The following is a 10,924-nucleotide window of genomic DNA, read 5'->3' as shown; positions in this document are numbered from 1 at the left end:
CTAGACCGATCAGAAACACCGCCGCGACCCGCGACGGCAGCTGCGTGAGCCGGGCCGCGACGGCGGCCGGGTCATTCTGGGTTAGCGGCAACGGTACCGCCCGCCTCGGGATGGCCTCGGTGATCAGCGCCGCGTAGTTCTCCATCGCCACCCAGACCGCGCGATCTCGGGCCCGGGTAGACGGTGTTCTCACGGCGGCCACGCCGACGGTCGTGATGCCGACAGCTGTGACGTTCTCAATGCCACCGAAGCGCATGTGTTCGGCCGCAGCGTTTTTCGTCCTCTTCGACATTCCGATAACCAGATCTTTTCAATATCGATACTTTAGAAAGTTGGCAAGTAGTAGTGACGGCCCTGCGACGTACCGGCTTCGACGCGGTCGCGTCAGCGCGCCGATCCGGCAGCCAGCGACGGCGGCCCGTGTGCCTCGTCGAGCACTTCGGCCTGGCCGGCTACCACTCCGGTGAGGATGGCCCGGGCCACAGAGAGCAGGTCTGCGACCTGTGATGTGGTGAGCGCATAGGTCACCGTGAGCCCCTGACGGTGCGCGACGACCAGTCCGGCCCGTCGCAGGATGGACAGCTGCTGAGATAGGTTGGCGGGTTCGATACCCACTTCGGGCAGCATCTGCGAGACCGTGAGCTCGCCTTCGCTGAGCAGTTCCAACACCCGGATGCGGGCGGGATGACCCAGCGTTTTGAAGAATTCCGCTTTCATCCGGTAAAGCGGCTGACGCGAGTCTGCCATGACGCCTCCCGTGAAAGCGGCCTGCACTATGACTAGTTGCCAATGTTAGCAATTCGTTGAGACAGAAGATACGGTCCAGCCGAGCGACTGCGTCACAGGTCGTTGCCCGCGTAGGACAAGTTGAAGCTCTTGTTGGTCAACGGAAAGTCCGGGACGATCGTGTCGGCCATCGCCACCGGCACCGCGGGCCAGTTGAACCAGGACGGATCGACGACCTTGCTGCGGGTGATGCGCGCGTCGGCGCTAATTTCGACACGGTGCACGATGGTGCCGCGCCATCCTTCTACGATGCCGATACCACTGCGTGGTCCGCGTGTCGACGGGGCGGGGACGACGTATTTGTTTGGGCCGGTGTGTGATTCGACCAGGTAAGCGGCTAATGTGGCCGACGCGGCGAACTCGTCGCGTCGCAGCGTATAGCGGGCCAGCACGTCGCCCGCGCCGGCGCCGCTCTCGGTGATGGGTAAAGCGGTGAAGGGATGCTCGGTGCGGGCGTCGGTGCGCACACCGCTGGCCCGGGCCACATATCCGAGGCAGCCCATCGCCCGGGCGTCATCGCGGTCCAGCACCGAGGTGCCGGCGAAGCGGTCATAGACCACGGTGTTGGCCAGGGTCAGTTCGGCGATTTCGGCGATGTCGGTGGCGATGGAGTGCAATTGGGCGGCCGTGGGCAGCCGATTCACGGTGACGCCGCCCGGGTAGATGGCGCCACGCAGCAGCCGGTGCCCGGTCACCACGGCGTTGAGGCGCAACAGTTGTTCGCGGATGCGTTGGGCATGGGCGTTGGCGATGCCATAGCCGACGTCATTGGCCATTGCGCCCAGATCGGCGGCGTGGTTGTAGAGCCGTTCGAGCTCGACGAGCAGAGCACGCAGTCGCTGCGCTTCCTCGGGCATTTCGATGCCGAGCGCGTCCTCGATCGCCAGGCTGTGGGCCAGCGCGTGTGCGGCCGAGGTGTCGCCGCTGATTCGTTCGGCGAGATCGACCGCCGCGGTGGCGGGACGTCCCTCAAAGAGTTTCTCCAGCCCACGATGCACGAACCACAACCGCGCCTTGAGCCGTAACACGGTCTCGCCGACGACGGAGAACCTGAAATGGCCGGGCTCGATCAGCCCCGCATGTACCGGCCCGACCGGGATTTCATACACCCCGGTTCCTTGCACGGTGACGAACGGGAACCCTCCGGTGGCCGCGAACTGCGGTGGGAGCCCTGCGTCGGCCCGCATCGGATGCCAGTCCTGCGGCCAGTGCGCGTGGCGCACCAGCCGCCGCAGATGGGGGTGCCCGACCGGCCGAATCCCGTAGAGGTCCGCCATTTCCCGCTCGAAGCGGCTCGCGGGGAAGGACAGGTACGCCAGCGAGGGCAGCGCCGGATCGGCTGCCGTCAAAAGGGTTTCGAGCTCGACACGGCGGTCCGGGTGGCCCGCGAGGAACAGGTACACCACCCGCAACCGCTCGCCGTCGTCGTGGGCGGCCACCAGCCCAAGGCGAAATCCCTGGTCTACCAATTCCTCTGCTTTACCGGCGATCTCGTCACCCGGCAGCCTGTGGTGTAGCCAATTCGGTGTCACCGAACGGCTCCGACCTGGCTGGCGGCAGTGGTGAACAGGTCGGTCAGCGGTCCCGCGGTGACCCCGAGTGCGATCGATGCCGCAACACCGGCCAGCAGAGCGGCTGCCACGGTGGCGGGGACGGCGATCCGGGGCGCGGCGCCGACCGGGACGCCCAGCAGCATGCGACCGGAATTTCGCACCAGCGCGGCGAACGCGACGGCGATCAGCAGCATGGCGACGCCGAGCACCCACCCCAGTCGTGCATCGGCCAGCGACCGGGCGATGGCCACCTCGCTGGCGAACATCGCAAACGGTGGCAGACCGAGCAGCACGATCAGCCCGACAGCGAACGATGCGCCGATCACCCGTGAGCGTCGCAGGACCCCGGTGATGTCTACGACGGCAGTCGAATTGTGCGCAACCTGCAACTGGCCGCCGGACAGGAACAGCAGTGTCTTACCGATGCCATGGGCAAGCACATGCAGCAGCAGCGCCGCGATCGCCAGCGTGGTCCCCGCCGCGAGAGCGATGGCGATCAGGCCCATGTTTTCCATCGACGAGTACGCCAGCATCCGCTTGACATCACCGGTCACGGTCAGCATCAGCACCGCGACCAGCAGCGTCGCCAATCCGGTCACCAGCAACCCGGTGCGCTGGAAGCCCGGCACGGCGGCGTCGATGATCGGTTTGATCCGAATCAACACCGAAACCGCCACCGACAGCAATACCCCGCTCATCAGCGCGCTCACCGGCGCCGGAGCCTGGCTGTGCGCGTCGGCCAGCCAGGTGTGAAATGGCAGGAGACCGGCCTTGGCGCCGTATCCGATCAGCAGCAGACCGCCGGCCAGTCGGGTCACTTCGGGGTTGAGACGTCCGGCGTGGGCAAGCAGCGCGTCAAGATTCAGCGCGTGGGCGGCAGGTGCCCCGGCGTGCTGGGCCGCGAAGTACAGCAGCACGGTGCCCAGGAAGGCTATCGCGATCCCGACCGAGCAGACGATGACGTATTTCCAGGTCGCCTCCAGCGCGGTGCGGGTCCGGCGATGCCCGACGAGAAACGCGGTGACCACGGTGGTCGCCTCGATCGCGACCCAGATTACGCCGATATTGTTGGCGCACACCGCGATAACCATCGCAGCCAGGAACCCCGGCGTCAGCGCGCCGTACAGCCGCGCACCGGCGGCGTCGGTGTGGCCGTCGGCAAGTTCAGCATTGACGTAACCGATGCTGGCCCCCGTGGCCAGCGTGCCGACCACCCCGATGACAATCTCCATGGTCACCGACAACGCGTCGGCGCGCAGCAGCCCGCTCAGCGCAAAATACCGGCCGGAACCGACCTGGAATCCGAGCGCGGCGCCGCAACCGAGGATCGTCACCGCCGAAAGCACCGTGACGGTTGCCGTGACGCGGCGCCACCCCCAGATCAGGGTGATCAGCGAGGCGGTGATCGGTGCGAGGATGGGCACCAGCAACAGTGCGGTCATCAATCGCGCAATTCGTGCAGTTGGTCCAGGTCCGCGCCGCCGAAGGCGCGCCGGAGTCGGCCGGCCAGTACCCCGATCACGATCACGGCGAACAGCACATCCAGGGAGGCGCCGAGTTCGACGATCAGCGGCACGCCTGCGGTCAGCAGGAATGCGGTTGCGGCAATCCCGTTGTCCAGCATCAGAAATCCGGCGGTCTGTGAGATGGCGTGGCGCCGCGTGCTCATCACGAACAGCGCGATGAAGATCACGGCGAACGCGGCGGGAACGGCGGTGGCCGCAGCAGTCGGCTCGAGGTCGACGACGGGCCGGGTGACCGCGAATGCCACGATGGTCAGCACGGCGGTGATCAGCAGCGAACTGGCGGTGTTGACCAGCGGGGTGGCCTCGCGTTGGTCGCTCGGCTCGGCGGCCAGCGCCCGGACCAACAGCCACGGCAACGCCACCGCGCGCAGCAGAAGGACCGCGATCCCGACGTAGACCAGGGCGCGGTCAGCGTCGTGGATTGCGCGCAGCAACGGGATGGCCGCGAGCGCGAAGCCCTGCCAAGCCAGCAGTCGCACGACGGCGCGCAGGTCGCGGCGCCAGGTGACGAGCACGGCGGCGAGCAGGAGCCCACCGGCGGCGAAGTCGATCAGGGTAGCGAAGGTCGAGTCGGTCATCGGTGCGTCCTCATGCCGCCACGGTGAAGAAGTTCGCGGCGGTGACGGCGAGCAGGGCGAGCAGAAACGACCCGGCCAGCAGTTCGGGCACCCGGAACAGTCGCAGCTTGGCGATGAACACCTCCGCGGCAGCCATCAGCGCGGCCAGCAGCGCGACCTTGGCCGCGATGGCGACGACACCGATCACGATGTCGAGCGGGCTGGGACGACTTCCGGCGATGCCCCATGGTGCGAACAGATTCGCCAGCAGCGCCAGCAGCACCGCCAGCCGCATCCCGGATGACCATTCCACCAATGCCAGGCGAGGCCCGGCATATTCGAGCGTCATCGCCTCGTGCACCATGGTCAACTCGAGGTGGGTGGTCGGGTTGTCGACCGGTAGTCGTCCGGTCTCGGCGATGATGACCACCACCAGGGCGACGAAAGCCAACACTCCGGTCAGCGATGCGACGTGCCCCGGGTGCTCGAGCGTGTTGGCGACCACCGCGCCGAGGTTGGACGACCCGGCGCGGATGGAGAGCGCGAAGACGGCGAGCAGGATCGTCGGCTCGACCAGCGCGGCGATGGTGATCTCGCGGCTGGCGCCCATGCCACCGAAGGAGGTGCCGGTGTCGATTCCGGCCAACGCCAACGCGACGGTACCCAGGAACAGCAGGCCGACAACGGCGAACAGATCGGCGACCGGGTCCAGGGGCGACCCGGTGGCCACGATCGGCGCGATGGCCACGATCAGCAGCGTGGTGCCGGCCAGCACCGCGGGCGCCGAAGCGAACACCACCGTGGTGCCCCGCGGGGTGACCTGTTGTTTGCCAAGCTGTTTGCGTATATCCCGCCAGGGTTGCAGCAGCCCGCCACCGGCGCGTCCCTCCAACGCGGCCCGCACCTGGCGCATCAGCCCGATCATCAGCGGCGCACCTAACACGACAACGGCCAGCTGCGCGACGCCGGCGACGAACGACATAGGGTTCACCTGGCGACCACCATCACGATCAGCACGCCGAGCGCACCGTAGGCGAGGTAGAGGTGCACGCTGCCGGTGTGAGCGCGCCGCACCAAAGCGGCCGCCACGGCCACCGCACGGATCACCGGGGTATAGAGGCGGTCTTCGATCGCGTCAGTGAACTTGGCCCGATAGGTGACCGCCTGAGCCATGTATCGCGATTCGTCGAGGTGGGTAACTTCGATATCGGTGTCTGGACGCAATACGTCATCGAAGACGCGCTGCAGCGGCTCCGCGAATGATGTTGCCGTGTATTGCATCCGCGACGTCAGGTCGTCGGCACCGCATGCCCACAGCGGCAGGAGGGCGGGTCGTGGACGCCGGCGCGAGCGCCACCGTGCCAGCACGACGGCCAGCACCACCGCCGCAGTCAACGCCGCGGCGATCCACCCCGGCGCGACCGACCCGGACATCCGGGGCAGCCGTATCACCGTGCCGAAGTCGCTGAACCGGACCGTCGCCGCCGCAGGCAGCACGGCGAGGACCCGCCGCAATATCGGCGCAGCCACCCCCGGCGCCACCGCCGCCACCACACACACGCACCCAGCGATGACCATCCCGCCGACCATGCTGCCCGGGGCTTCTGCCGCGTCGCCGGCGGCCGCGCAGCGTGGACGTGCCAGAAACCCGACACCGAACGCCTTGACCATCGCCGCCACACCCAGTCCGGTGGTCAAGGCCACCGCGCCGACCGCCAACGGCGCGGTCAGCGCCACCAGCGTGTCGTGGTTGGCGCCGGCGTGGATCAGCGACTGAATCAGCAGCCACTCGCCGACGAAACCGGCGCCCAGCGGAAGTCCGGCCGCCCCCAGGGCGGCCACTCCGAACAGAACCGTGGTCGCGGGCATTCTGCGGGCCAGCCCGCCAAGCCGGTCCAAGTCACGCAGCCCGGTCGCGGCCAGCACCGAACCGGCGGCCATGAAGCCCAGGCCTTTGAACGCTGCGTGCCCGATCAGATGCAGCACCGCTGCTGCCATCGCGATCGTGGCCGCCGCGCGCGCGCCGGAGTTCGCGAACAGCGTGGCTGCCCCCAACGCCAGGGTGATCAACCCCATGTTCTCGGTGGTCGAATAGGCAAGCAGCCGTTTGAGATCCGTGGCCACCGTGGCCTGCAGCACCCCGTACACCGCCGACACAGCGCCGATCGCCAGCAGCACCAGCCCCCACCAACGCGGGCCCGGCCCGAGCAGCTGCAGGTCGAACCGGACGATGCCGTAGACACCGAGGTTGACCATCGCCGCACTCATCAACGCCGATACCGGGCTGGGCGCCTCCGGGTGTGCCCGCGGCAGCCAGGCATGCAACGGCACCAACCCGGCTTTGGACCCGAACCCGGCCACGGTCAGCGCGAACACGGCGATACGCGTGCCATCGGACACCGGCGCCAGTGCGGCGAAGCGATCCGCGCCGCCGGACGCCGACAGCACCATCAGCCCGGTCAGGATGGCCACGAACCCGAGCTGCGTCATCACCGCATACACCAGACCGGCCGAACGCACTTCAGGCCGTGTGTGATCCGCCACCACCAGGATCAGCGACGCCAGCGCCATCGACTCCCACGCCACCAGGAAGGTCGTCGCCGACCCCGCCGCCGGGACCAGGAGCATCGCCGCCACGAACACCGGCAGCACTGCCGACGGGAGCCGCCCGAGATGTTCCCGACGCGCGTAGCCGATCGCGTACACCCCGACGGGAATGGCGACCCCACCCGTCAGCGCGACAAAGAACCCGCCGAGTGGGTCGAGCGCCAGATACACCCCCGACAGGGGGATCAGCCAGCCGATATGCAGCGGGCGCACCGTGCCGAAAACCGCGAGCAAGCCGACCCACACCCCGAGTGCGCCCAGCGCCGACGTGACGGCTCCGCCCGCAAGCGATGCCAAACCCTGGTGATGCACCGTGTTGGGCTCGGTTGCCGGAGCAATGGTGAGCGTGGCCATTACTTTCCGGTCACCGAGCGCAACGCCGCGACGATCTCGGCGGGTGTGGGTGGGCAGCCGGGGATTCCGACGTCGACGGGCACCACCTCGTCCACCGCACCGACCACCCCGTAGGCATCGGCGAACACCCCCCGGTTCACCGCGCAGTCGCCGCAGGCGATCACCACCCGCGGTTGCGGTGTGGCTGCGACCGTGTTGCGCAGTGGGTCAGCCATGTTGCGGGTGACCACTCCGGTCACCAGCAGCGCATCGGCATGCCGGGGCGAGGCGACCAGCCGCGCCCCGAATCGTTCGGCGTCGTACACCGGACCGAACACGGCCGAGATCTCCACCTCGCAGCCGTTGCACGACCCCGCATCGACATGCCGGATCTGCAGCGAACCCCGCACTCCCGCAGGCGGATCCATGACAGGCTCCGGGGCTGGACCGGCACCTTCCACCACGCGGCCGACACGCAAGATCTTGCCAATCCAACTCATCGGGCTACCGTTGATCCGCTTGTAGGTCATCGAGCATCGCGGCCCGGTCGCTGAACACCCCGGCCAGCACATTTCGCGCGACCATCAACAATTCCGCGATGTTCGGGGATGCCATCGAATAAATCACGGCGCTCCCCTCCTTGCGAGAACTCACCACCCCGGCGCGGCGCAACACTCCCAACTGCTGCGACAGGTTCGACGCCTCCAAACCCACCTCGGGAAACAACTCGGCGACCGATCGATCTTGCGCTGCCAACAGCTCGAGGATCCTGATTCGCGCCGGATGGGCGAGCGTCTTGAACAATTCGGCCTTGAGTTGGTACAGCGGCGCCGACACCACAGCCCTCCTGAAGACTTCATCGTTCCAACGTTCGAACAGTTGAAGACTTTATCATGTCCATTCGGAGTCATGCCTACCCGGAGCGACTGACGCCGACGATCCGTTTTGCGCCTCGTGCCATCGGCAAGCGGCCGGCGACTGCGAGTCGGGAACTCGGCTGAAAGTCAGAACGCCTCGGGATCGCGCTGCACTTCGACCGGCACCGGGTGCCGGTACAGCCGGGACGCGTTCTCCCAGGTGAACTTGCGAATCACGTCCTGCGGCAGATCGCCGATCTGCCCGTGGACGGTCTCCTGGGTGTGCGGCCAGGTCGAGTCGCAGTGCGGGTAGTCGGCCTCCAGCATGATGTTGTCGACACCGATGCGGTCCCGCTGCACGAACGACGACTTGTCCTCCACCGCGCAGAACCAGAAGTTACGAGTGAAAACCTCTGCCGGAGTGAGGCTTTCACCGAGCGCCTGCCAGGTGCCGTACATCGCGTGGTAGCTGAGCATGTGGTCGAGACGGTCGAGCAGCCCGGCCACCCAGCCGATCCCACCCTCGGACAGGCAGATCTTCAGGTCGGGGAATCTGCTGGGCAGCCCGGAGTACAGCCAGTCGACCGCCGCCGAGATCGCATAGGCGAAGAACAGCACACCGGCCACATCCGGGGGCGCGTCCTCGGTGGTCGACGGCGAGGATCCCGACGACCCGATGTGCAGATTGACGACGGTGCCCGTCTCGGCGCACGCCGCCATCATCGGGTCCCAGTGCCCCGAGTGGATACTCGGCAGCCCCAGCATCGCCGGGTTCTCGCTGAAGGTGACGGCGGGGAAACCGCGCTCGGCGTTCTCGTAGATCATCTGTGCGCCCACCACGGGGTCCAGCAGCCACGGCAGCTGGCAGGGGATGATCCGCTCGGGGTAGGACCCCGCCCACACCTCGAGGTGCCAGTCGTTCCAGGCGCGGACGGCGGCCAGGGCCAGCTCGCGGTCCGTGGTCACCTGCTGCAGCCGCTGTCCGGCGAAGCCCGGCAGAAACGAGGGAAAATTCAGCGAGGCGTAGATGCCGTTCAGGTCCATGTCCGCGATGCGCTCGTGGATGTCCCAGGCGCCCCTGCGCATCTCGTCGAAACGGACCGGCTCGAAGCCGTACTCCGCCACCGGCCGCCCGACCACGGCGTTGAAGCCGACGTTGGGCAACTGCCGGCCGTCGTACACCCATGTTTGGCCGCCCGCGTCGGTGTCGACCACCCTCGGCGCGCGGTCGGCGAACTTGCGCGGCACCCGCCCGGCGAAGGTATCGGGGGGTTCGACGATGTGATCGTCGACCGAGATCACGGTGTAGCGGCGCGGCGCCCGCGGCGGGTCGGGCAGGAAGGTGACCGACCGGGTGTCGCCCGTCTTGGCGGTCGTGAAGTTGAGGTCTTCGGCCAGCTCGTCGATCGATTTCACCCGTCAACCTCCGATCGAGTGGGATAAGTGTGACGTGGCGGTGCGGCCGACCGGCGTGTCGCCGCCCCGGGTCCACCGGGATGGCCGGGGCTTCACGTCAGCACATCCGGGTCGGCCTTGATGGTCATCCGCGCCGCGCCCGCCCAGTACACGTCGGCGGCACGTTCGACGAGCGAGCGCTGCATGCCTGCCATGTCGGACAAGTTCATGGCGACGGGCTCTTTGCCGGTGAGCATGACGTCGTAGGCCAGCTTGCACACCCGTTCGATCGAGGCCGCGCGGTAGACGGCCTCCGGCAGATTGCGGCCGGTGGCGAGGACGCCGTGGTTGGCCAGGATCGTCAGGTTGGCGTCGCCGATGCGCGTCGCCAGTTCCGCGGCGCGGGCGGGGCTGTCGATCTCGCCGTCGTAGGTGTCCACCAGGCACAGGTCGCCGAGGAACAGCGAGCCGGTCTGATGTACCAACTCGGGCAGCCTGCCCAGCGCGGCGAGCACGCACACGTAGTAGGGATGGTTGTGGATCACCACCCGCGCGTCCTGGCGGGCCCGGTGCAGTTCGGTGTGGATGTGGATGGCCGGGGTGACGTCCCAGCGCCCGCGGACCACCCGGGCGTCGCTGTCGACGGCGCAGATGTCGGAGGCGGTGAGCTCGGCCCACCACAGCCCCCACGGATTGACGAGCATGTCGGTCTGGCCGTCGAGCTGCCAGGTGATGTGTCCGGCCATGTTCTCGGCGAACCCGATCGCGGCCAGGTGCCGGAACGCGACCGCCAACGCCTGCTCGTCGGACAGTTCGACCCCGATCGGGGGAACCACCGAGGGCGACCACACTTCGAGGCCGCCCCGCCTGGCGTCAGCACCCTTCATCATCGCCCTCCATTCTGGCGCGGATGTCTTCGCGGAGCAGGCCTTTGGCTATTTTGCCTCCCGACGAACGGGGCAGCTCATCGACCACGATGAGCCGCTCGGGCAGCAGTTCCTTGGAAACTCCTTGCGCCAAGAGGAATTCGGCCAACTCGGGCAGGTCGATGCCCGGCGAAGCGGCGAGTTCGGCGTAGAGGCAGACCTTCTCGCCGAACACCGGATCGGGCATCGCCACCGCGGCGGCCACCGCGATCGCGGGATGGGTGGCGACGGCGTCCTCGACCTGGCTGGCGCTGATGTTCTTACCACCGCGCAGGATGAAATCCGACGTGCGCCCCGTGACGCTCAGATAGCCGTCCGCGTCGATCTCGCAGATGTCGCCCATCCGCATCCACCCGTCGCGCGTGAACAGCTTGTCGTGGTCGG

General features: G+C 67.6%; 11 protein-coding genes and 1 pseudogene. All 12 read right to left on the bottom strand.

Features of this window, described 5'->3' with window-relative positions; all coding sequences use genetic code 11:
* Positions 1-193, bottom strand: a pseudogene (locus AC2VOR_RS20780) (hypothetical protein); the annotation flags it as partial.
* A 191-nt stretch (positions 194-384) separates the two neighbouring features.
* Positions 385-747: an ArsR/SmtB family transcription factor gene (locus AC2VOR_RS20775; RefSeq protein ID WP_369738447.1), complete on the bottom strand. Its 363-nt coding sequence runs from the start codon at positions 745-747 to the stop codon at positions 385-387.
* Positions 748-839: 92 nt separating this feature from the next.
* Positions 840-2,318, bottom strand: a complete 1,479-nt coding sequence (locus tag AC2VOR_RS20770; RefSeq protein ID WP_369738446.1) for a hydrogenase large subunit — start codon at positions 2,316-2,318, stop codon at positions 840-842.
* Positions 2,315-3,781 (bottom strand): proton-conducting transporter transmembrane domain-containing protein, encoded by a 1,467-nt coding sequence (locus tag AC2VOR_RS20765; protein WP_486964439.1) that lies wholly within the window; start codon positions 3,779-3,781, stop codon positions 2,315-2,317. The genes AC2VOR_RS20770 and AC2VOR_RS20765 overlap by 4 nt, the downstream gene beginning before the upstream one ends.
* Positions 3,781-4,443: a hypothetical protein gene (locus AC2VOR_RS20760; RefSeq protein ID WP_369738445.1), complete on the bottom strand. Its 663-nt coding sequence runs from the start codon at positions 4,441-4,443 to the stop codon at positions 3,781-3,783. Before AC2VOR_RS20760 ends, AC2VOR_RS20765 begins: the two co-directional genes overlap by 1 nt.
* A gap of 10 nt (positions 4,444-4,453) precedes the next feature.
* A complete protein-coding gene (locus AC2VOR_RS20755; RefSeq protein WP_369738444.1) occupies positions 4,454-5,404 on the bottom strand; it encodes a respiratory chain complex I subunit 1 family protein in 951 nt (316 codons plus the stop codon).
* Between the two features lie 5 nt (positions 5,405-5,409).
* On the bottom strand, positions 5,410-7,383 hold the full coding sequence (locus AC2VOR_RS20750; protein ID WP_486964438.1) for a proton-conducting transporter transmembrane domain-containing protein: 1,974 nt from the start codon (positions 7,381-7,383) through the stop codon (positions 5,410-5,412).
* Positions 7,383-7,862, bottom strand: a complete 480-nt coding sequence (locus AC2VOR_RS20745; protein ID WP_369738443.1) for an NADH-quinone oxidoreductase subunit B family protein — start codon at positions 7,860-7,862, stop codon at positions 7,383-7,385. Before AC2VOR_RS20745 ends, AC2VOR_RS20750 begins: the two co-directional genes overlap by 1 nt.
* Positions 7,863-7,866: 4 nt before the next feature.
* A complete protein-coding gene (locus AC2VOR_RS20740) occupies positions 7,867-8,199 on the bottom strand; it encodes an ArsR/SmtB family transcription factor (protein WP_369738442.1) in 333 nt (110 codons plus the stop codon).
* A gap of 167 nt (positions 8,200-8,366) precedes the next feature.
* Positions 8,367-9,635, bottom strand: a complete 1,269-nt coding sequence (locus tag AC2VOR_RS20735; RefSeq protein ID WP_369738441.1) for an amidohydrolase family protein — start codon at positions 9,633-9,635, stop codon at positions 8,367-8,369.
* Between the two features lie 92 nt (positions 9,636-9,727).
* Positions 9,728-10,501, bottom strand: coding sequence for a class II aldolase/adducin family protein (locus tag AC2VOR_RS20730; RefSeq protein WP_369741568.1), 774 nt, complete (start codon positions 10,499-10,501; stop codon positions 9,728-9,730).
* On the bottom strand, positions 10,488-10,924 hold a 437-nt coding region (locus tag AC2VOR_RS20725; RefSeq protein WP_486964437.1), incomplete at its 5' end, for an AMP-binding enzyme. The genes AC2VOR_RS20730 and AC2VOR_RS20725, both read right to left, overlap by 14 nt.

Source organism: Mycobacterium sp. TH-M103, from assembly GCF_057473785.1.
This window is presented reverse-complemented; position numbering and strand designations above follow the sequence as displayed.